This window comes from Cupriavidus sp. BIC8F (assembly GCF_032465815.1).
GTDB lineage: Bacteria > Pseudomonadota > Gammaproteobacteria > Burkholderiales > Burkholderiaceae > Cupriavidus > Cupriavidus necator.
The window spans coordinates 3,687,489-3,707,227 of the sequence record NZ_CP136094.1 but is presented as its reverse complement, the minus strand read 5'-3'; the positions used below and the strand labels follow the sequence as shown (position 1 = coordinate 3,707,227).

General features: G+C 64.0%; 19 protein-coding genes. 9 read left to right on the top strand and 10 right to left on the bottom strand.

What is annotated here, in order from left to right; genetic code table 11:
- Positions 1-29: 29 nt before the first annotated feature.
- Together RS901_RS17150 and RS901_RS17145 are read right to left on the bottom strand one after the other, a co-directional pair.
- Complete coding sequence (locus RS901_RS17150; RefSeq protein ID WP_316149977.1) at positions 30-239, bottom strand: hypothetical protein; 210 nt, start codon at positions 237-239, stop codon at positions 30-32.
- Positions 240-744: 505 nt separating this feature from the next.
- Entirely contained in the window at positions 745-1,047 is a 303-nt protein-coding gene (locus RS901_RS17145) for a hypothetical protein (protein WP_316149976.1), read from the bottom strand.
- Positions 1,048-1,354: 307 nt separating this feature from the next.
- Between RS901_RS17145 and RS901_RS17140 the strand changes: the two genes are divergently transcribed.
- A complete protein-coding gene (locus tag RS901_RS17140; RefSeq protein ID WP_316149975.1) occupies positions 1,355-1,798 on the top strand; it encodes a CzcE family metal-binding protein in 444 nt (147 codons plus the stop codon).
- A gap of 261 nt (positions 1,799-2,059) precedes the next feature.
- Positions 2,060-4,477, top strand: coding sequence for a heavy metal translocating P-type ATPase (locus RS901_RS17135; protein ID WP_316149973.1), 2,418 nt, complete (start codon positions 2,060-2,062; stop codon positions 4,475-4,477).
- 141 nt (positions 4,478-4,618) lie between these two features.
- Here RS901_RS17135 and RS901_RS17130 read toward each other — a convergent pair whose 3' ends face one another.
- Positions 4,619-5,104, bottom strand: a complete 486-nt coding sequence (locus tag RS901_RS17130) for a DUF5625 family protein (protein ID WP_316149972.1) — start codon at positions 5,102-5,104, stop codon at positions 4,619-4,621.
- A gap of 393 nt (positions 5,105-5,497) precedes the next feature.
- Between RS901_RS17130 and phaP3 the strand changes: the two genes are divergently transcribed.
- Both phaP3 and phbB read left to right on the top strand, forming a co-directional pair.
- Positions 5,498-6,055, top strand: a complete 558-nt coding sequence (gene phaP3, locus RS901_RS17125) for a TIGR01841 family phasin PhaP3 (protein WP_316153566.1) — start codon at positions 5,498-5,500, stop codon at positions 6,053-6,055.
- A 267-nt stretch (positions 6,056-6,322) separates the two neighbouring features.
- On the top strand, positions 6,323-7,066 hold the full coding sequence (gene phbB, locus RS901_RS17120) for an acetoacetyl-CoA reductase (RefSeq protein WP_316149971.1): 744 nt from the start codon (positions 6,323-6,325) through the stop codon (positions 7,064-7,066).
- A 77-nt stretch (positions 7,067-7,143) separates the two neighbouring features.
- Here the strand turns inward: phbB and RS901_RS17115 are convergent, their stop codons facing one another.
- From RS901_RS17115 to RS901_RS17105, 3 genes are all read right to left on the bottom strand, one after another.
- Complete coding sequence (locus RS901_RS17115; RefSeq protein WP_316149970.1) at positions 7,144-7,626, bottom strand: DUF4440 domain-containing protein; 483 nt, start codon at positions 7,624-7,626, stop codon at positions 7,144-7,146.
- A 75-nt stretch (positions 7,627-7,701) separates the two neighbouring features.
- Entirely contained in the window at positions 7,702-8,739 is a 1,038-nt protein-coding gene (locus RS901_RS17110) for a transporter (RefSeq protein WP_316149969.1), read from the bottom strand.
- An 85-nt stretch (positions 8,740-8,824) separates the two neighbouring features.
- The gene (locus RS901_RS17105; RefSeq protein ID WP_316153564.1) at positions 8,825-10,588 is read right to left on the bottom strand and encodes an ABC transporter ATP-binding protein/permease; all 1,764 of its coding nucleotides are present in this window, start codon (positions 10,586-10,588) and stop codon (positions 8,825-8,827) included.
- Positions 10,589-10,830: 242 nt separating this feature from the next.
- Here RS901_RS17105 and RS901_RS17100 point away from each other — a divergent pair, with 242 nt between their 5' ends.
- From RS901_RS17100 to RS901_RS17080, 5 genes are all read left to right on the top strand, one after another.
- The gene (locus RS901_RS17100; RefSeq protein ID WP_316149968.1) at positions 10,831-11,748 is read left to right on the top strand and encodes a LysR family transcriptional regulator; all 918 of its coding nucleotides are present in this window, start codon (positions 10,831-10,833) and stop codon (positions 11,746-11,748) included.
- 314 nt (positions 11,749-12,062) lie between these two features.
- Positions 12,063-12,452 (top strand): hypothetical protein, encoded by a 390-nt coding sequence (locus tag RS901_RS17095; protein ID WP_316149967.1) that lies wholly within the window; start codon positions 12,063-12,065, stop codon positions 12,450-12,452.
- Positions 12,453-12,671: 219 nt separating this feature from the next.
- Entirely contained in the window at positions 12,672-13,655 is a 984-nt protein-coding gene (locus RS901_RS17090) for a tripartite tricarboxylate transporter substrate binding protein (RefSeq protein WP_316149965.1), read from the top strand.
- A gap of 133 nt (positions 13,656-13,788) precedes the next feature.
- Positions 13,789-14,220 (top strand): universal stress protein, encoded by a 432-nt coding sequence (locus RS901_RS17085; RefSeq protein ID WP_114131029.1) that lies wholly within the window; start codon positions 13,789-13,791, stop codon positions 14,218-14,220.
- A 69-nt stretch (positions 14,221-14,289) separates the two neighbouring features.
- Complete coding sequence (locus tag RS901_RS17080) at positions 14,290-14,754, top strand: ferritin-like domain-containing protein (RefSeq protein WP_114131028.1); 465 nt, start codon at positions 14,290-14,292, stop codon at positions 14,752-14,754.
- 85 nt (positions 14,755-14,839) lie between these two features.
- On the opposite strand, the gene RS901_RS17075 is transcribed toward RS901_RS17080, so the two are convergent.
- From RS901_RS17075 to RS901_RS17060, 4 genes are read right to left on the bottom strand one after another with little or no spacing between them, the layout of a single operon-like run.
- Complete coding sequence (locus RS901_RS17075; RefSeq protein ID WP_316149964.1) at positions 14,840-16,405, bottom strand: TolC family protein; 1,566 nt, start codon at positions 16,403-16,405, stop codon at positions 14,840-14,842.
- Complete coding sequence (locus RS901_RS17070) at positions 16,392-18,371, bottom strand: FUSC family protein (RefSeq protein WP_316149963.1); 1,980 nt, start codon at positions 18,369-18,371, stop codon at positions 16,392-16,394. Before RS901_RS17070 ends, RS901_RS17075 begins: the two co-directional genes overlap by 14 nt.
- Positions 18,352-19,401 carry a multidrug transporter subunit MdtN gene (gene mdtN, locus RS901_RS17065; RefSeq protein WP_316149962.1) on the bottom strand — a complete coding sequence of 350 codons (1,050 nt, stop codon included), beginning with the start codon at positions 19,399-19,401 and terminating at the stop codon, positions 18,352-18,354. Before mdtN ends, RS901_RS17070 begins: the two co-directional genes overlap by 20 nt.
- Positions 19,398-19,661, bottom strand: coding sequence for a hypothetical protein (locus tag RS901_RS17060; RefSeq protein ID WP_316149961.1), 264 nt, complete (start codon positions 19,659-19,661; stop codon positions 19,398-19,400). The genes mdtN and RS901_RS17060 overlap by 4 nt, the downstream gene beginning before the upstream one ends.
- Positions 19,662-19,739: the final 78 nt, after the last annotated feature.

Below are 19,739 nucleotides of genomic sequence, written 5' to 3'. Positions count from 1 at the left end.
CTCGCGGCGCGTCGGGGCAAACCGACCTGTTACTTAGGCTGCGCCATCATTTCACGGCATGCCTTCATCATTGCCGCGTGGTCTTCCATCATCATCGGCTGATGAGCTGTTACTTTTTGCGCTTGGGCTTGCTTTGCGGCTCGCGCCTTTTCAATCACACTCCAGTCGGGGCCAGCCATGGCCGCGAGGGACACGGTTGCGGTTACGGCGCAGGCCATAGTGAGCAAGATCGTCTTCATGATATTCCCCGTTGACTGCGAGCAGCATGGTGTCGTCGATGCCGGAAACGGCGGGCGGCAGTCGCTGCTACTGGTGCCGGACAGGCGCTCGCCATGGACCAGCTCTGTCCGCGTTCGGATACCTCAGGAGACTATCGCCTGAGGTGGCCGCTCAAGGGGCGGCGATACAACGGAGAAGTAAGGGAGCTCCGGATGAGCGAGCAGGATAGATTCCCAAAGGCTGGCAGCGCTCCCCGCAATTGCCGGCGTGACGGCGGCAGAGGCACAGATTGCAGTGCACGTCGAGTGAACGGAGTTGCCGGACGGCGCGCCGGCGGCACAGTGGCCTGGCGTATCGCAATCATCCCCGATGCCAGCCCGCTCACCGTCGTTCTGGGCTGCATACGCCTGACCACCCGCCACGCCGAACGTGCAGCAGCGCTCTGCAGACATGGCAATGGTGCGCAACGGGAGCGCTACGGCCAGCATCACCAGCAGGACAACTCGCCAGAGTCGGTTCATATGCTCACGCGCTCATGCCAGACGTACGACCTGAAGCAGGTACCGTCAGTCCTTGCATGCCTTCAGTATGGGAGGCGCTTGTCTGCGAGGCGGGGGCGGTATCCCACGCATTGCCGCGGCTTTCAGGCGCGCAGCCGTTCGCCAAAACTAGGTACGCCTCGTCCAGTTGCCGGCTTTCCTGGCCTTGACCAGCCATGGCTTCGAGGGCGCTCAGGAGAAAATCGGCGACGACATATTGTTCTTGCTCGCATGCCCGCCTGAACACGGCAAGGACATCGTCATTCAAGGTCTGTGTAGTCGCAGTCATGGCGTCACCTCCGCACGAAAAGGGCTCGCTCCCTGACTGGCGCCCCTTGCACGACGGACGTTGCAGTCCGCCTACCGAAACTATGGACCTTCCCATGGGGGGAAGGTCAAGCAACGCCGGCTGTTCTTCACGGCGAGCATGAATGCCTGCCTTCTGACGTGCTCATCCGTGAACGGCATCGCCGACTGGACAGGCTAGTGGCACTACAGCTTACCGGCATGTAATGGCTGCGTAACGCCCCGGTGAGAGATAGCCTCATACCATTGATTCAAGAGGTCGATGCCTCGAAACTTCAATGGAGTCCACCATGAAAACCAACAAGTCCGTGGCCGTCGCGCTGGTTCTTTCGGCGTTGTCCATCTCCACAGCATGGAGCACCGATAAATCGAAGACCAACGCCGGCGACGACGTGGCGCAGCATGTTCAGCGCCAGGCCGCAGAACCCGCTGCGGCTCCGGCAGCAGGGCAGGCAAGCGCAACGCGAGTCGGTTCGCAGGCCGCCATTTTTGGCAGCCAGGTAGCTGCAGGAACAGCTTCCCGCACCGTGGCGGTGACCCCCGGCATGAAGTACATCAACGTTGCGTCCGGCGATACCGTGACGTTCCGGAGTGGCGAGCAGGAGGCAACGTGGAAGTTTGCCGAATCGATTCGCGGAACGAACGTAGACCTGGGTGTCCTCTTGCCGGGCGTGCCGAATGCTCAAGGTGTACGCGTCTATGTCGACCGTAGTCATCTCTTTACCGGCGGCTGACCTCGCCCCTGAAGGCGACTTCTCATTGGCGGCCAACTCATCCCGGACCCAAGCGCGTTGGCCTTTGAGAACAGTCCTGCCACGGTGCCTCCTTGACCTTGACCTTCCAACGATGGGAACCTATAAGCTGGCGTCATCAGGCGTGACATGGACGTGCCACCTCGAATGGCCGTCATCTTCGCGTAAGGAGCGTGTCATGAAGGTAAAAGGCAAGCCGGATGACGCAGTGGATGCCCGACCCAACAACTGAAGGAAGCCAGGATGAACAGGACAAGCAACGAACGCGATGCAGGCCGCCACCGCGCCGGTGCACATGCTTCGGCTCAGGACCAGTCCGATCCTGGCCATCATCACGAGCATGCGCATCACCATGACCATGTTCATGAACAGGCTGGCACCGGCACTCTGGCGGCGCAGGCCCTCAAGGATCCGGTCTGCGGGATGACCGTCTCGGCCGATTCCAGATTCCAGGCCGAGCATGCCGGGGCTCGCTATTATTTTTGCAGCGCGTCCTGCCAGCAGAAATTCGAGGCCGATCCGGGCAAGTACACGGCCCCGCCGGAGCCGCCAACTGCCGAGGGAACGATTTATACCTGTCCCATGCACCCGGAGATCCGCCAGGAACACCCGGGCAACTGCCCCAAGTGCGGCATGGCGCTGGAACCGTTGTTGCCGGAACTGGATGAAGGCGAGAACCCCGAGCTGGTGGATTTTCGTCACCGCTTCTGGTGGACGCTACCGCTCACCGGGGTGGTGTTCGTCATGGCCATGTTCGGGCATCGCTTTGGCTGGATGGAGGTGTCGACCCAGAGCTGGGTCGAGCTTGCGCTGGCGACGCCTGTCGTGCTGTGGGCGGGCTGGCCGTTCTTCGTGCGGTGTTTCCAGTCGATCGTCAACCGTAGTCCGAACATGTGGACGCTGATCGGAATCGGCACAGGTGCGGCCTATGCCTACAGCGTCATTGCGACCGTCATGCCTGGCGCATTTCCGCAGGTGTTCGCCGAGCATGGCCGCATCGGTGTCTACTTCGAGGCAGCGGCGGTGATCATTTCCCTCACGCTGCTGGGTCAGTTGCTTGAACTCAAGGCCCGCTCCCAGACTTCCGCCGCCATCAAGTCGCTGCTGGGACTGGCGCCCAAGACGGCGAGGCGTATCGGTCCCGACGGAGCTGAAGAGGACGTGCCGCTCACCCATGTCCACGTGGGCGACCTGCTGCGCGTGCGGCCCGGCGAGAAGGTGCCGGTAGATGGCGTGGTAACGGAAGGCACCAGCGCGGTCGACGAATCGATGATAACTGGCGAGCCCATTCCGACCACCAAGCGCGTCGGTGACCGCGTCATCGGCGCCACGATGAACACGTCGGGCAGCCTGGTCATTCAATCCGAAAAGGTCGGCTCCCAGACCGTGCTGTCCCAGATTGTCCAGATGGTGGCGCAAGCGCAGCGATCGAAGGCGCCGATGCAGCGGATGGCGGACAAGGTTGCCGGCGTCTTCGTCCTCGGTGTCATCGGCGTTGCCGTGCTGACCTTTGTCGCATGGGGACTCTTCGGCCCCGAGCCGAGCTGGGTGTTCGGCCTGATCAATGCCGTCGCGGTGCTGATCATCGCATGTCCGTGCGCGCTGGGTCTCGCCACGCCGATGTCCATCATGGTCGCAAGCGGGAAGGGCGCTTCCAACGGCGTGCTGTTCCGCGACGCCGCTGCAATCGAGAACCTGCGCAAGGTCGATACCCTGATTGTCGACAAGACCGGGACGCTCACCGAGGGTCGGCCGGCTTTTGAACGCGCGATCGGCACCAATGGCTATGCCGAGGAGGACGTGCTGCGGTTAGCTGCCAGCCTGGACCAGGGCAGCGAACATCCTCTGGCTGCCGCGATTGTTGAAGCAGCCCGTAAGCGCGGCCTGCAGCTGGAAAATCCGGAGGGCTTCGAGTCGAGCTCCGGGATCGGGGTAAGAGGCAAGCTGGGCGGCAGGAAGGTCGCGATCGGAAACACGGCGCTCATGCAAGCTGAAGGAATTCTTATCGATCGGCTCGTGGCGCAGGCTGATGAGCTGCGTGTGCAAGGCGCCAGCGTGATGTATCTCGCCGTCGAAGGCGCGCTTGCTGGCCTGCTCGCCGTCTCGGATCCGGTCAAGGCCACCACGCCGGAGGCGCTGGCGCATCTCAGGGAAGAAGGTATCCGTGTCGTGATGGCGACCGGTGACGGGATTGCAACGGCAAAGGCGGTGGCCGGGAAACTCGGCATTGACGAGTTCCACGGCGAAGTGAAGCCGGCGGACAAGCTTGAACTTGTCAGTTCCCTGCAACAGGCAGGCGCGGTGGTGGCCATGGCGGGCGACGGTATCAATGATGCGCCGGCGCTGGCGAAGGCGGACGTTGGTATTGCCATGGGCACGGGCACTGATGTCGCGATGAACAGCGCTCAGGTCACGCTGGTCAAAGGGGATTTGCGCGGCATTGCCCGTGCCCGGCAACTCTCGCAAGCGACCATTCGGAATATGAAGCAGAACCTCGGTTTTGCGTTCATTTATAACGCCTTGGGCGTTCCGCTGGCGGCGGGCGTTCTGTATCCAATGACAGGCCTGTTGTTGTCGCCGATGATTGCGGCGCTGGCGATGAGCCTGAGTTCTGCCTCGGTCATTACCAATGCCTTGCGGCTCAGGAAGGCGGCTACGTGAGACGTGCCGCCAGCTCGGGGCGACCCTTGTGTGGCCGCTCAGGGGCGCTTACTGGGCCTTTGGAAGGCCGCGCCCGGATGCTCACTCATCGGCCGTATAACGGTCAGCGGGTCTTCCAGGGTTGTTGGCGACGTGGCTTCCTCATTTTCCACGGTAAGCCCGGTGGACTGAAAAGACGATGGGTGCGCCTGTCGTTTCCGGTGCAGCCTTGATGGTTTCAACGACGATCCGGTAGCGCCCCTTTTCTAATGGGATGGCGGCGATTTCCTTGTCAAATCTGTCTTTGCTCCACGAGAACGGCGCAACCTCCTCGACGTTGATTTCGCGGTCAAAGACCGTGCTTTCACCATCTGGCGAGGTTTTGACTACGGTTACTCGCAGCGCAAAAGCAACGCCGGGGGTGATGGGCTTGCCATTCTTGTCGCGTTCATGGCTGCCCGACAGTCTCCTGGCCCTGGCTCGGTCCGCTTGGTCACCTTCCCTGTATTTGAATCCAACGATGCAGGCATAAAGCTGTCGCTCTGCGATTCGAAATTCTTTTTCGATACGGCTGCCAGCCTTGCTCGGATCCAGGGGAACAGTGAAAGGCGGAGTGCCGAAAGCAGCCTGAGCGATATCGACTTTCATTACTGCCAACCAGGCTAGCAAGAGCATCAAGAGCAGACGCATAGTGCCGCGATCCTGTTGCCTCGATCCCATTTCTGTTTCTCCCTCTTGTTGTATTCGGCGATCCGTTTCAAGCGTCTGGGGAGAGGTGTGTCCCACACGCGTCATGCACCGCAACATTTCTACGTAAGCACATGTAATTTTAGAGCCTTATGAGGCACTTTTATTGTCATGTTTTAAAGACTTTTTGGGTATATACCTAGGGATCAAATTAGAGGAAAGCCTCTAGGATTCGCACTTGGATGGTGCGCTGCAGGATTGGTGGCGCTGCCAATCCGCAAGCCATACCGTGGCGGATTCACTTTGCAGCATTCTTGCGCGAATCCGTTTCGATCAATCCACAGGAGATTTCGCATGTCCCCTCTTATGCCCGAGCAATTTGCTGCAGTGCAAAAGTCCAGTCTGAACCAACTGTTCGCGCTGACGAACATGGCTTTTGACGGCTTCCAGAAGTTGACCGAATTGAACCTGCAGGCAGTCAGGACGACGCTTGCCGAAGGCCAGGGCAATGTCGAAGCGGTGCTGGCCGGAAAGGACCTGCGTGACGTGTTCGCCGTGCAAAGCAATCTGGCCCAGCCCGCCGCTGAGAAAGCGGTTGCGTATGCACGCCATGTGTACGAAATTGCATCGAACACGCAGGTGGAACTGACCAAGGCAGTCGAGGGCCAGTACGAACAGCACAACCGCAATGTGCAAGCCTTCGTCGACACCTTCGTGAAGAACGCGCCGGCCGGGTCTGAAGCGATCACCGCGCTGCTGCAATCGAGCGTTGCAGCCGCCAGCAGCACCTTTCAATCCTTCCAGGACGCCGCAAAGCAGACGGCTGAAGTCGCCAAGGCCAACTTTGCCAAGACCGCCGCAGCTGCCTCCGGCACGGCCCAGCAGGCGGCGCCCCGCGCTTCCAGGCAGTAACGGCGTGCGGCTGGCCATGCAGGCCAGGCCAGCGCGCTGAACAGAGATCGCAGGCTTGCAGGCCATGGGCATCAGCTCTCCTGGCTTGCAGCACTGCGACGCCAATCTTCCCGCATCAGCATACAAGCCGGGACCGGAATCATCTGGCCCGGCTCGCCCTCGCTTTTTTCGCGGCAGGGCAGTGGGAATTGGCTCGGGATAGTCAGGGCAAAAGCCCGTCCCGGCAAGGCAGGGGTCTTTCAACTTTACGAGAATGAAGCAGGCAGGATGATGAAGAGAATTGCACTGGTAACAGGTGGTATGGGTGGGCTGGGAGAAGCCATCAGTGTCAAGTTGCACGACGCAGGCCATACCGTGGTGGTGACGCACTCGCCGGGCAATGCGACCGCCCGGGACTGGCTTGCCGCGATGGCCGCCAGCGGCCGCGAGATGCGTGCCTACGAGGTGGATGTCTCCGACTACGATGCCTGCCAGGCTTGCGCGGCGCAGATCCTGGCTGACGTAGGCCGCGTGGATATCCTGGTGAACAATGCCGGCATTACCCGCGACATGGCCTTCAAGAAGATGGACAAGCCGAACTGGGATGCCGTGATGCGGACCAATCTCGACTCGGTGTTCAATCTCACCAAGCCGCTTTGCGAAGGCATGGTCGAACGCGGCTGGGGACGAATCATCAACATCTCGTCGGTCAACGCATCGAAGGGCGCCTTTGGCCAGACCAACTATGCCGCCGCCAAGGCCGGGATGCACGGCTTCACCAAGTCCCTGGCGCTGGAAGTGGCAAGAAAGGGCGTGACCGTCAACACCGTCTCTCCGGGCTACCTTGCCACCAAGATGGTCAACGCCGTGCCCAAGGAAATCATGGAGACCAAGATCCTGCCGCAGATCCCGGTCGGCCGCGTCGGCAAGCCGGAAGAAGTCGCCGCGCTGGTTGCCTACCTGTGCTCGGAGGATGCGGCGTACGTGACCGGGTCCAATATCGCCATCAACGGCGGGCAGCACATGCAGTAAGGGCGCTGGGCCAGGTGCCGCCAAGTGAGTGCGCGGCGGCGGGTCCTCGCCCCCGGTAACTGAGGCTCAGGCCTCAGTTACGTCTTCTCCGGCATGGCGGACGAGTGATGGCTTGTAATCAGCCATTGCTTGCCATCCCAGTGATAGGTGTAGGTAAAGCGGGCCTTCACCACGGCTCCCGTTCGTGCGAAGGTGAAGGTGTAGAGCCCGGAATCCACCGCGGAATTGCATCCCAGTTCAATGCTGCGGAAGTCGATCTTCCCGGACGGACCGTTTTGCAGGAAGTGATGGAAATAGTCCTCTTTCTCCGCGACGGTCAAGCGGGGCTTGTTGGATACCGTCGGAAGAAGAATGGACCGTTCCGCATAGTTGGCCACCACCTTGTGTGGATCGCCTGTCTGCAGTGACCGATTCCATCGATCAAACAACGCCGCAATCTCCTGCTCCGACGTCATCTTGCAGCTTTCTGTGCGCGACGCCTGCGCGGTGCCTGGCGTGCCCTGGTTCATGGCGCATCCCGCAAGCACGAACGCCAGGGCAGCAATGCGAAGTAGCTTCATGGCCGGGTTCCTCAGGTTAGGGTGTTGAGAGCCAGGGGACACTGCCTGAAGTATGGTACATCCCGCAAGCGTTACCTACCCGGCCTGCTTGCGGAAGGCCCAGCGCCCGGCCAGCACCGTGAAACTTGCCACTAGCGCCACCAGTACCCAAAAGCCGTGCGGGTGTTCGGCCAGCGGAATGCCGCCCACATTCATGCCGAAAAAGCCGGCCACGATATTGATCGGAAGCGCCAGCACAGTCACCAGCGTCAGCGTGAACAACGTGCGGTTGGTTTGCTCGTTGAGCTTGGCGGCAATTTCTTCCTGCAACAGCTTGATGCGTTCGACCAGCGCGGCCAGGTCGTTGAGTACCAGCGAGAATTCCTCGGTCGATTCACGCAACTCCTGCAAGTCCGATTCCTGCAGCCAGGCCGGCGGCCGGTTCAGCAGCCGGAACAGGGCGCCGGGCTCGGGCGCCAGCAGCCGTTGCAGCCGCACCAGCCCGCGCCGCATCGAACCCAGGTCGGCGCGGTTGCCTTGCAGGCGCTGCGACAGCAACTGGTCCTCGATCTGGTCGACGTTCACACCGGTCTCGCGCACGATCTGCACCAGCACGTCGGCCTGGTCACGCAACAGGTGCACCACAAGGTCCAGTGGCGAGCGGAAGGCCTCGCCGCGCCGCACCGCCTCGCGCAGCCGGTCCACGGAACGCAGCGGCCTGGCGCGGGCCGTCACCAGCAAGCGGTGGTCGGCGTGGGCCCAGAGCGTGGAGATATCCGTCGACGTGACGCCGAAGTTGTAGATCACGTCGTTGACCACGGCCAGCAGGGCGGCGTCCAGGCGCTCGATCCGCGTCGAGCGCGAACCCTGCCGCAGGGCCTCGAAGAATTCGTCCGGCAGGGCCAGCTGGCCCTTCATCCAGCGTTCGCATGCGCTGTGCGACAGGTTGAAGTGCAGCCACAGGAAGGGGCGATGGTGCGCGGCGTCCGGCGGTACTGACGGCATCTGCTGCAGCCATGCCGCTGCGGCGCGGGAATCAATCTCGCGCACCGGCCCGCCGGGTTCGAACAGGAAACCGCTGACCAGACCGACCGGGTCCGAGCCATAGCCGGCCTCGACAATGCCCGCTTGCATGCAAACGCCCTCCACATCAAATGTGCCTCGCGCGACGTTAGCACAGCACGATGATGGTTGGGGCCGCTACAAGGCAGCTGGACGCCTACCAGCCCAGGCGATAGTCCCTGGTCGGATGCAGCCACCACTTTCCGTTCCCGGGCAGTTCCAGGACCTGGTGGTGGAATTTCAGCAGCGTGGGCCGGTGGCTGACGCTGACAAGCGTCGCCTGCAGGTCGGCCAGCAACTGGTACATGCCTTCCTCATTGCGGATATCCAGGGCACTGGTCGCTTCGTCCAGCATGACATAGCGCGGTTTTGAGAGCAGTACGCGGGCGATGGTCAGCCGTTGTTGCTCGCCAAGGGACAGGACTTTGCCCCAGTCCACTTCCGTGTCCAGGCCGCCAAAGCGGCCAGCGATGTCCTTCAGGTTGACCGTCTCCAGCAACTGCAGAAGCTCCTCGTCCGGGATCCGCTGGCCAATGTGGTTCGGGTACAGCAGCTGGCTGCGCAGGCTGCCGACCACCATGTAAGGATGCTGGGGCAGGAACAGCATTTCCTGCGGCATTGGCCGCACGATGCATCCCGTGCCGTTGTTCCACAATCCGGCGATCGCGCGCATCAGCGAACTCTTGCCGCCGCCGCTGGCGCCGACGATGAGCAGGCCCTCTCCCGGATTGACCGACAGCGTCAGGTCGGTGACCAGCGTTCGCTCTTGATTCGGCGTGCGCAAGGTGACATGTTCCAGCGCCAGGCGGGAGTCATGGATGGACTCGATCGTGGTGGCCGGCTTCACGGAGCTTGCTGCCGTCCCGGTCAGCGAGATGGAGAATGTGTCCAGTCGATCCAGCCCCGCCACGAACCGGCTCAGGTCTTCAAAGTTGTCAACGATCACGGTCAGCGCGTTCAGTATGGCGGCGAACGCGCCGGCCGCCTGGATGGCGCTGCCGACTTCAAGCTCGCCGGAAAGCACGCGTGAAGCGACGATGGCGCTGGGCAGCAGGATGGTCAGGAAGCCGTAGGCATACTGGAACATGTTCAGGCTCAGCTGCCACTTGATGAGCCTGTCGAAGTTCTGGAAGGCCTTGCCGAAACGGCCGATCACATGGGATGACTCCAGCGCTTCGCCGCGATAGAACGCGATGGACTCGGCGTTCTCACGCACCCGGATCAGGCTGAAGCGGAAATCCGCCTCCCGCCTTAGCTGGAAGAAGTTCAGGCCGATCAGGACGCGGCCGAAGAAGAAGATGGAGATGAATGTGCCGGCGATGGCATAGATGACAAGAAAGTAGACCAGCTCCCTGGAGATCGACCACAGGACGGCGCTGAATGCAATAAGCTGCAGCAGCGCGCCGATACCGATCGAAAGGAAAAACAGGGACTGCCGCGTGAAGGTATTGATGTCCTCGGCGATGCGCTGGTCCGGGTTGTCGATCGCGGCATTTGAGTTGAGTTTGTAGTAGACCCGGCCTTTGAAATACCGGTCCAGATAGTGATTGGTCAGCCAGCGCCTCCAGAGCAGGCCCAGCTTATTCCTCAGGTAGTAATAAACCGCGTAGATGGGAACTGCCACCATCAGGATATAAAGACACTTCCTGATCGAGGCCCAGAAGCGATCCGCGTTTTGCGCCGCCAGGGCCGAAGTGAATTCACCGGTCTGCTGGACGATCAGTACCTCGGTCTGGGTCTGGCCCAACAGCAGTAGGATCAGCAGGGCCAGCAAGCCGAAGGCTTTCCATTTTTCACGCGAGAACCAGTAAGGTTTTGCAATGGCCCAGTATCGGGTCCACACGTGCCGGGTGAAAGTGACGGGGCGTTTCCCTGGGGCCGAAGTGGTGCCGGTGACCCGCGACTCAGGAACGGCGCTCATATCCCATCTCCCAGCACTAACCGGATTGCATACTCGCCACATGGCCCCGCCACGGGACACGCGGGAGAACGGCAGAAGACTATTCATGAAATATAGGCCAGCAGAATTGATGCCTGACTGATTCGTGGTCCCTGGCCGGCGTCAGGGACTGACCCTGGACTGGCGAGTGGAGATCCGGCTTGACGCAGGCCCGGAACCTGATTCCAATCCGGAAGTGACCCTTTCGCTATGACTGCCCCCGCATGGACCGCTTCGACGCGCTGCAACTCTTTACCCGGATCGTGGAACTGGGCTCCTTCACCGGCGCCGCCAGCGCGCTGGACATGCCGCGTGCGACCGCCACGCACGCCATCAAGGAACTTGAGGCCCGCGTCGGCGCACGCCTGCTGGAGCGCACCACGCGCCAGGTGCGCCCCACGCTGGACGGCCAGGCGTTCTATGAGCGCAGCAAGCGCGTGCTGCAGGATCTGGAAGACGCCGAGACCTCGCTCAGCACGCAGGTGGCCAACCCGCGCGGCACGCTGCGGCTGGACCTGCATGGCACCCACGCCACCATGATCATCCTGCCGCGCATCGGCGAGTTCCGGGAGCGCTATCCGCATATCGACCTGATCGTCAGCAGCGGCGACCGGCTGGTCGACCTGGTCGGAGAGGGCATCGATTGCGTGGTGCGTGCCGGCCGGCCGCGCGATTCCTCGCTGGTGGCCCGGCGGCTGGCGGATATGCCGGAGGTGTTGTGCGCCAGCCCCGGATACCTGGCCGCGCACGGCACGCCGCAACGCCCGTCGGAACTGGCGCAACACATCGGCGTGGGGTTCTTCTCGCGCAACCATGACCACCGTTATCCCTTCACGCTGACCGTCGATGGCGAGGTGCAGGAGTTCAAGGCGCGCGGCTGGATCTCGGTGAGTGATGCCGAGTGCTATACCAGCGCGGCCCTGGCCGGCTGCGGCCTGATCCAGGTGCCGCGCTTTCGCGTGGCAGAGAATCTGCGCGCGGGGCGGCTGGTGCCGGTGCTTGAGGCCTGGCCCTGTCCGGACCTGCCGGTGTCAGCGCTGTATCCGTTCCACCGGCAGCTGGCGCCGCGGGTGCGGGTGTTTGTCGATTGGGTGGCGGGTTTGTACGTGGAGCGGTTCGGACCGCTCCGGGGGGCGGCCTGAGGCACGAGCGCGCCGCAATCAGGCCGCCGCGGGGCGCGGCAGAGGCCGTGCCGGCGCGGGTGCTGTTTGCGCCGGATCGCTGACCGGCAGTGTCATGCCGGTCAGCGATCGCGTCCGCCTGCCCTGGGCGACCGAGAGACTCACTGCGTGCCGGGCCAAGCCGGTTTCTCCACATGCACAGGAATCCTTCCACGAACTCATCCAAGCGATCCCACCACCACGACAGCACAGGCCACCGTTCCGTGCGGGGCGCAGGCACGCGCCGGCCACGCCTGCTGTGGCAGCGCGGCGCCCTGGCTGCGGCCTGACCGCCAATGCTGTTCTATTCCAACATGCAAACAGCCAATTCCTTTACCCCGCTCACGCCCACTGAGGCCATTGAGCGCTACAGCCGCGAACTGACCTTTACCGACCCCTCTGACGGCAATCGCGTTGTGATCCGGCCCGCGCTGATCGGGACCCTGTTCTTCGAACGCGGCTCGCAACCGGACGTGCGAAAGGGGATGCTCGATTGCGTGGATCGTTTCCGCGCGATGTTTGGAGAGCGTCTGGAAGGCGGGAAGAACGGTGAGACCAAATATTCGCGCAGACGGCCAAGGGGGCGCCGGTATGCCTTCAGTGGGATTGCCATTGCCGTCGCAAGAGGCGGAGGTCATCTGGATCTGGGCCGGGGAGTAACGGTCTTGCTGTCGCACAAGTCTTGACATCTACGACCAGCGTGGCGCGGGCCCGGCCCAGTGCGGCCTGGATGTACGCGAAGGCCGGCAGGTAGCCCGCGGCGAGCTGCACGCCACGCTCGACGCAGTCCGTGCCCGGCTCCGCTGCATGGTGGAAAACCCGGGCCTGTCCCACGGCGCAACACCCTCTAACATGAAGGACCCGCCGCCTGCGCGGCGCACAACAATGACGCGGAGACTTCAAACATGGATCGTCGACAGTTCCTGAGCGCCGCGGCCATCGCGGCGACCGCCGGCATCGCGCCGCACGCGATGGCGCAGCAGTGGCCGGCGCGTGCCATCCGGCTGGTCGTGGCCTATCCGCCTGGTGGCGGCACCGACGTGGTGGCACGCTTGTTTGCCGACTACCTGACGCGTGTGACCGGGCAATCGGTGGTGGTGGAGAACAAGCCCGGCGGGGCTACCATTCCCGCCACGCAGGACGTGATCCGCGCCAAGAACGACGGGCAGACGCTGCTGGTGACGCTGGGTTCGTCGGCCACCTCGGGTGCGCATATCAACCGCGTCCCTTATGACCCGTTGACCGACCTCACCGCGCTGGCGGAACTTGGCCGCGCCCCGGTGCTGCTGGCGGCCAACAAGGATGCGCCGTATTCCACGCTGAAGGAACTGATCGCCTATGCCAAGGCGAACCCGGCCAGGCCGATCCACTCGGCCTCATACGGTCCGGGCACATCGTCGCACTTCGGCCCGCTGCTGTTCAACCGGCTGGCCGGCACCAACCTTGAACCGGTGCTGTACAAGGGCTCGGCGCCGGCCACGCAGGACCTCGTTGGCGGCGTGGTGCCGCTGATGATCGACGGCCTGACCACCGGCGTGCCGCTATACCAGGCCGGCAAGACCAAGGTACTGGCCACCACCACCGCGGAGCGCTCCGATCTGGCGCCCGGGGCGCTTACCTTCCGGGAGCAGGGCTTTCCTGAGATGGAGCAGCTCAGTGGCTATTTCGCGCTGTTTGGCCCAAAGGACATGCCCAAGCCCACGGTCGATGCGGTCTCTGCTGCGGTGCGCAAGGTGCTGGCCGATCCGGCCTACCAGAAGCGGCTGGCAGGCGTTGGCGTGCTGCCGCCGCAGGCGGTCACGCCTGAGGCCTTCGCCGCGCAGATCCGTACCGATCATGCGCGCTGGGGGCAGTTCATCAAGGATATCGGCTTCAAGATCGATGGGTGAGGGCGCCGCGGCTGCGTCGGCGCGTGCGCAGGTGCATTTGCGTGGGTGGCGAGAGGCGGATTCTTGTCCATACTGAACCTTGACTAGTGGGCTGTTGCTGCCCGCCGGGATCAATCGCCTAAGGAGAAGAATCGTGTTCAAGCACATTTTGCTGGCCACCGATGGCTCAGAACTTTCAAGAATGGCAATGGAGGCGGCCATTGGCTTTGTCAAAGCCGGCGGCGCCAGGCTGACGGCCTATACGTGCATGGAAGAGTATCCGTACGTGGCATCAGGCGATTCCGGCCATCCCAGGCGCAAGGCCTTCGAAGAGCAGGAGGCTGCACATGCAAGCGCCAGGCTTGAGGAGGTTGTCGCTGCAGCCAAGGCTGCGGGAGTCACATGCGAAACGGATATGACGACCTCGATACCCTACAAGGGCATCATCGATGCCGCCGCGAGGCACGGGTGTGACGTGATCTTCATGGCGTCGCACGGCCGCAGGGGCCTGGAGGGCCTGCTGGTGGGCAGTGAAACCCAGAAGGTTCTTACCCACTGCCGGGTTCCTGTCCTCGTTTACCGCTAGTGACACTGCGCGGCGCTCCGGCCGCGGGTGCTGGCGTGCTCTCGAACCCACCTCAGGGAGGAATCTGCCATGACGGAAATCGAACAGGAGAAGGTCGTCGGCGTGCTGGATCGAATACTCGAAGCCGAGCTTGCCGGTGTTGTGCGCTACACGCACTATTCGTTCCTGATATTCGGCTTCGGCCGCATTCCCATCGTGTCGTGGCTGCGTGAGCAGGCGAATGAGTCGCTGCTGCACGCGCACCAGGCCGGCGAATGGATCACGACCCTCGGCGCCTATCCTTCGCTTGGCATCGGCGAGCTTCTGGACAGCCACACTACCGATATCGGCGCGATCCTGCGTGAATCGCTTGCGACGGAGATGCGGGCCCTGGACCTGTACCGTGAGCTGCTAAGCCTGGTCGAGGGTCGCTCCGTCGCCCTGGAGGAGTATGCGCGGCAGTTGATCCAGCTGGAGGAACTGCATGCGGGTGAGGTCGAGAAAATGCTGCGCAAGCCCGGACTTGCGGCGACGGTGCCACCGCGGCAGGGCTGACTTGGCCCGTCTGGGCCGCGCCTCTGCCTGACGGTCAGGTGCTGCAGATGCGGCTGTGCCCGCGTTCCCGTACACCCAGGCGGTGTCACCGCACCGGCCATCCACCCCCATCGCGCACCGTGCCAATCGACCCCGTCGCCAGTGCCAATGTCGCCGCAGCCGCGAGCGCCCCGTTATAGGCGTCGGCAGACGCATTGCGCGCCAGCAGCAACTGGTTCTGCGCCAGGTTGGCTTCAGTGACCGACCCCACGCCCTTGCTATACGCGGCGAAGGTTGCGTCATAGGTGGTCTGCGCGGCCTCGGCCAGTGCCCTGGCCGCATCGTAGGCGGCCAGGCTCGATTCGAGCGCGCTCTGGCTGACCACGACCTGGCGCACGGACTCTTCCTTGGCGCGCGTCAGCCTGGCCGACGCGCTGTCGGCGTCGTTGCGCGCCTGCGCCAGCACCGCGGAGCGCACCCCGCCGTCGTAGATCGGTACGGTCACGCCCAGGAACACGCTGGCGCCGTAGCGGTAGCCGTTCAGGTTGACCGTGGGCGGCTGCTGGCCAATCGGCGGAATCGCGGTGATTGACGAGCCGCCGGACGCGTACGACGTGAATGCCGACATGAATACCTTCGGCATGAAGCCGGCCTCGGCCGCCTTGACCCTGGCCTGGCTGGCGCGTTCGATGGCATAGGCCGCCAGCACGTCTGGCCGGCTTGCAATGGCACGTTCAACGATCTGTTCGATCGAGCTGCGCATGGCCGGCGACAGCGGCCGCACCGGCATCTCGGCTATTTGGGGCCTGGAAAGCGGGGAGATGCCGATGGCCGTGACCAGTGCCAGGTAGGCATCGGTCTCGGCCCCTTGCGCCTGCACCGTGGCGAGGTTGGTCTGCGCACGATTCTGCGTGGCCTGGGCGACTTCCACCACGGTGCCGATGCCGCGCTGGTAGCGTGCCTTGGCGGCGGCAAGCACGGCATCGGCGTTGCGCATCGCCTGCTGCACGGTGGTCGCGCGCGAACGCGCGGCCTGGTAGCGATAGAACGCCGTGCTGACTTCGTGAATGATCTTCTGGTGCGTCGCGGTGAAGCCGATGTTCGCGGCAATCGATGCCTGTTCAGTGGCATCGACAATGCCCGCGCGCTCGCCGAAATCGAACAGCAGCCATTGCAGCGACAGCACCGAGACCGCGCCATGCGTCGACGCGTTCGCGCCCAGCGTGCCCAGCGCCGTGGACGAGGCGCTGTGTCCGTTCTGGTAGCCGCCCATCGCTGCCGCGGAGATGTACGGCAGGTAGCTGCTCCTGGCGATGCCGGCGGCCAGTGCGGCATTGCGCGCGTCGTTCCAGGCAATCCGGGTCAGCGGGTTGGTGGATTCGGCCAGGTCGATCAGCTCGGGCAGCGTGTACGCGTGCGTGGTATCGAGTGCGGCAGGCGGGGGCACGGACGCCAGCGCGGTGTTGGCCGGCAGCGTGTAGTCGGATGGCCGGGCTGCCGGCGCCGGCTTGCTGGCCGTGCCCGGCACGATCTCGCCGGATGCGGTGGTCTCGGGCTGCCACGGCTGATCGGAGGCCGGCGGGGCCAGGTCGAGCGACGCGGTGGCACAGCCGGCCAGCGTCACGGCGGCGGCCAGTGTCAGCGGGATCGCCAGCGAATCAGGTTTGCGCATGAATGGAAGTTGGAGAGGTCGCAGCCGGTGCCTCGACGGGCGAATCCGCCAGGCGCCGGTCGACCAGGGCCAGCAGGGCGTGACGGACCTTGTCAGCTTGTGCATCGTGGGAGCCGTTGGCAGCGTGCGCGGTTGGCGCTACTGCGTCGGTTGCCTGCAGCGTGTGCAATCGCCGTGCAATTTCCGGGTCGCCCGGAAAGCGTTCCGCGAGCAGGAACATGGGCCCCGCAATCGCATCGAGCGCGGCCAGGCGCCGGCGCCGGTCTTCGATCCAGTCCCGCCCCGGGCCGACCGATGCGGGTTCATAGTTGGCCAGGATCAGGTCCTGCGTGATCTCGCCGTGCCGTGCCATGGCGGCCGCGGCATGGCTGCGTCGTGCGTCGGACTGGCGCGCCTCGGTCAGTTGCCGCCATTGCGTGACCAGTGCCGCCAGTGCCGCTTCGATGCGGCTGGCAATACTGACTGGCCAGATCCGCGTGAAGACCAGGTACACAACCAGATTGCCCAGCACCACGCCAATCACCCGGTCGCGCGCAATGGTCAGGTCAAAGCCCGGTCCGGAACCCTGGATGACGCACAGGTAGAACGCAAAGGCCACCTGAAAGCCTGCGTAGGCAATGCGTGGCGAGCCCTGCGCCACCCATGCCGATATCCACGTGCCGGCAAACACCAGCAGCATCAGGCCGCCCACCGAGGTGAGTGAAGGCACCACGTAGACCATGGCTGCCGTGCCGATCACCGCGCCGACCAGGCAGCCGGCCAGCCGCAGCGTCAGCTTCTCCACGGTTTCCGCCGCGGTGCCAAGCGACACCAGGTAGCAGGTGATAAAGCAGGTATGAATGCCGGGCCAGTTCAGCTGCTGATACAGCAAGTAGCAGAACATTGCCGCGCCAGTGGTCTTGAGGGCGTAGCGGACATGGGCCGGATTCGAGAACGCGTCGGCATCGAGGAAGCCGCCATGCGCCTTGTCGGCTTGCTCCTGCGGCGCGGGGTCGCCTGGCTCCGCGTAGCGGTTGATGGCGCCGACCAGTTCCGCGGCAACCGCTGCCTGCACGGGCGGCAGCCCTGCAAGAGCGGGCACGCTCAGCCCGATTTCCACCGGATAGCCGCCGGCATCGAGCATGCGCGCCATGTCGTCGAGCATGGTGGCGATGGGCACGGCAACGGCTGCCGGCAGTTGCCCCCCGGGCTGCCGGCGTGCGACATCTGCCGCCAGCAGGATCGCCATGGTCGACGACGAGGCCTGCCGCAGTGCCAGCAGGTCCTGCGCGTCGACGCTGCCTTCGATCTTTGCCAGCTTCAGCCAGCCTGCGATGGGCTGGACGCCATCGCGCAAGGCCTCGTGCAGCGCCTCGGGGTCGCCATCGGGAGCCTGCAGGCTGCGTGCAGCAAGCCGCAGGCAATGGGCCAGGCGGTCGGTCGCCAGCCGGCGCGGCGCCGGGCCCAGCACCAGGTTGACCACCACATTGACACCGAGGGGAATCGCCACCATCAGCCAGGTATAGAGCAGGGCACGCGTGGCGATTTCGCCTGACGGCACCAGTCCGAGTTCGTCGAGCCCAAAGCCGATGATCATTGCCACGATGGCGCCGACCGGCCGCAGCTTGCTCGCCGAGGCCAGGAACAGCACGGCCGCCGACACCACCGCCATGCACGCCACGCGGCGCAGCGGGTCGTCGACGCTGAAATCGGCGAGCCATATCACCAGGCCGATGATCATGCTGACCAGCACCAGCGCGGCCACGCTCATGACGATGCTGGAGGTGCGGTCGGCCCGGTTGACAAAGAAGATCATATAGGCGGAGATGGCCGCCTCAGGGGTGCTGTAGATGCTGGTCACCAGCACCGTCAGGGTACAGGCCACCGTGATGCGCGTGGTGGCCGCCGCACGGCCGGGGAGCGGCGCCAGCAGGGCCCGGATATCCGCCAGGCCCAGGCGCAACTTGTCAGCTGCAGGCTGCGCCATGCCGGATCTCGACGGTTGCGCTCGCGCCCACCCTGGCCAGCGCTTCCGGCGGATCTGCCAGCTTGATGCGCACCGGGAAGCGTTTGGCCACGCGTACCCAGTTCACGGACGGCTGGACATAGGGCAGGGAGCGCGGCAGGTTCACGCGGTCGGTATCGGTGATGCCGACACCGATGCCTTCCACCTTCCCGCGGATGGCCTGGCGCCGGTCGATCATCGAGTAGACCGTGGCACAGTCGCCGACATGGATATCAGCCAGGTAAGTCTCGCGGAAGTTCGCCACCGCGAACCATTCCCCGGTATGCACCAGCAGGAACAGCGACTGGTTGGGGAGCACGACCTCGCCGGACAGCACCGTCAGCCCGCTCACGCGGCCGGCATGCGGGGCGCGCACCACGGTGTCGTCCAGCGCACGCCGCGCAATCGCCAGTGCCGCCTCGCGCGCATGCACGGTGGCGATGGCGCCGGCTTCATCACCGACCGCCTGCGCCGTGGCGGCGCGCTGCACGTTGGCCTGCTTCAGCGTCACCGCGGCGTCGCGCTGCGCCACCTGCGCCTGGTCCAGCTGCTGCTTGGGCACGTAGCCGTCCGCAGCCAGCGGGCGCAACCGTTCCACCGTGCGCGCCGTGAGCGCGTAGTTCTGCTCGGCCCGGGCGATCTGGTCCGACGCCACCGCCGCGGTGGCCTGTTCGGTGGCAATCGTGCGCCGCCGCGTGCCAAGGGTTGCCTGCGCCAGCTCCAGGTCGGCACGGGCCTGGTCCACGGCCAGCTGGTAGGGCACCGGATCAATCTCGAACAGGACATCGCCCTTGGCCACCAGCTGGTTCTCCGCCACATGGATGCGCGCAATCCGGCCGCCGACCGGCGACGCTACGTGGACCAGGTCGGCATCGAGCGAGGCATCGTCCGATGCCGGGAAGCGAAGCGTGCGATGGTAGGCGTAGAAGGACAGCAGGGCGGCCAGCAGGACGATGACCAGGGCGATCAGTTTGCCGCGCAGCGGGCTTTTGCGGAGGCCGGCCATTTTCATAGAGCGTGTCCCGTACCCAGAAGCCAGACGATTTCAGCAATCATGACGCCGATCGCCGTGTTGACCAGAAGCTGGTAGCGGACCGTTTCCGCCCAGCCCGTCATGATAAAGATCCGATAGGACACGACCGCGCCTGCAATGCCAAGCACGGCGCTCAGGAGCCAGAGCGGGAAATAGGCACCGAACAGGCTGAAGGACGGGGCGCCGGCGCAGCCGTAGAGCGATGCGGCCAGCACGGCGGGCAAAAGCATGCGTGCCATAAAGGTTGGACCAGGATCGATCCACGCAATATAACAGCGTGGATTCTCGCTTGTCCAAGGCGCGGCCAGCGGGGGGCG

Excerpts from the sequence above, each read along its gene's own strand:
- RS901_RS17150 (WP_316149977.1), bottom strand. The coding sequence starts at position 239 with ATGAAGACGATCTTGCTCACTATGGCCTGCGCCGTAACCGCAACCGTG.
- RS901_RS17145 (WP_316149976.1), bottom strand. The coding sequence starts at position 1,047 with ATGACTGCGACTACACAGACCTTGAATGACGATGTCCTTGCCGTGTTC.
- RS901_RS17140 (WP_316149975.1), top strand. The coding sequence starts at position 1,355 with ATGAAAACCAACAAGTCCGTGGCCGTCGCGCTGGTTCTTTCGGCGTTG.
- RS901_RS17135 (WP_316149973.1), top strand. The coding sequence starts at position 2,060 with ATGAACAGGACAAGCAACGAACGCGATGCAGGCCGCCACCGCGCCGGT.
- RS901_RS17130 (WP_316149972.1), bottom strand. The coding sequence starts at position 5,104 with ATGAAAGTCGATATCGCTCAGGCTGCTTTCGGCACTCCGCCTTTCACT.
- phaP3 (WP_316153566.1), top strand. The coding sequence starts at position 5,498 with ATGTCCCCTCTTATGCCCGAGCAATTTGCTGCAGTGCAAAAGTCCAGT.
- phbB (WP_316149971.1), top strand. The coding sequence starts at position 6,323 with ATGATGAAGAGAATTGCACTGGTAACAGGTGGTATGGGTGGGCTGGGA.
- RS901_RS17115 (WP_316149970.1), bottom strand. The coding sequence starts at position 7,626 with ATGAAGCTACTTCGCATTGCTGCCCTGGCGTTCGTGCTTGCGGGATGC.
- RS901_RS17110 (WP_316149969.1), bottom strand. The coding sequence starts at position 8,739 with ATGCAAGCGGGCATTGTCGAGGCCGGCTATGGCTCGGACCCGGTCGGT.
- RS901_RS17105 (WP_316153564.1), bottom strand. The coding sequence starts at position 10,588 with ATGAGCGCCGTTCCTGAGTCGCGGGTCACCGGCACCACTTCGGCCCCA.
- RS901_RS17100 (WP_316149968.1), top strand. The coding sequence starts at position 10,831 with ATGGACCGCTTCGACGCGCTGCAACTCTTTACCCGGATCGTGGAACTG.
- RS901_RS17095 (WP_316149967.1), top strand. The coding sequence starts at position 12,063 with ATGCTGTTCTATTCCAACATGCAAACAGCCAATTCCTTTACCCCGCTC.
- RS901_RS17090 (WP_316149965.1), top strand. The coding sequence starts at position 12,672 with ATGGATCGTCGACAGTTCCTGAGCGCCGCGGCCATCGCGGCGACCGCC.
- RS901_RS17080 (WP_114131028.1), top strand. The coding sequence starts at position 14,290 with ATGACGGAAATCGAACAGGAGAAGGTCGTCGGCGTGCTGGATCGAATA.
- RS901_RS17075 (WP_316149964.1), bottom strand. The coding sequence starts at position 16,405 with ATGCGCAAACCTGATTCGCTGGCGATCCCGCTGACACTGGCCGCCGCC.
- RS901_RS17070 (WP_316149963.1), bottom strand. The coding sequence starts at position 18,371 with ATGGCGCAGCCTGCAGCTGACAAGTTGCGCCTGGGCCTGGCGGATATC.
- mdtN (WP_316149962.1), bottom strand. The coding sequence starts at position 19,401 with ATGAAAATGGCCGGCCTCCGCAAAAGCCCGCTGCGCGGCAAACTGATC.
- RS901_RS17060 (WP_316149961.1), bottom strand. The coding sequence starts at position 19,661 with ATGGCACGCATGCTTTTGCCCGCCGTGCTGGCCGCATCGCTCTACGGC.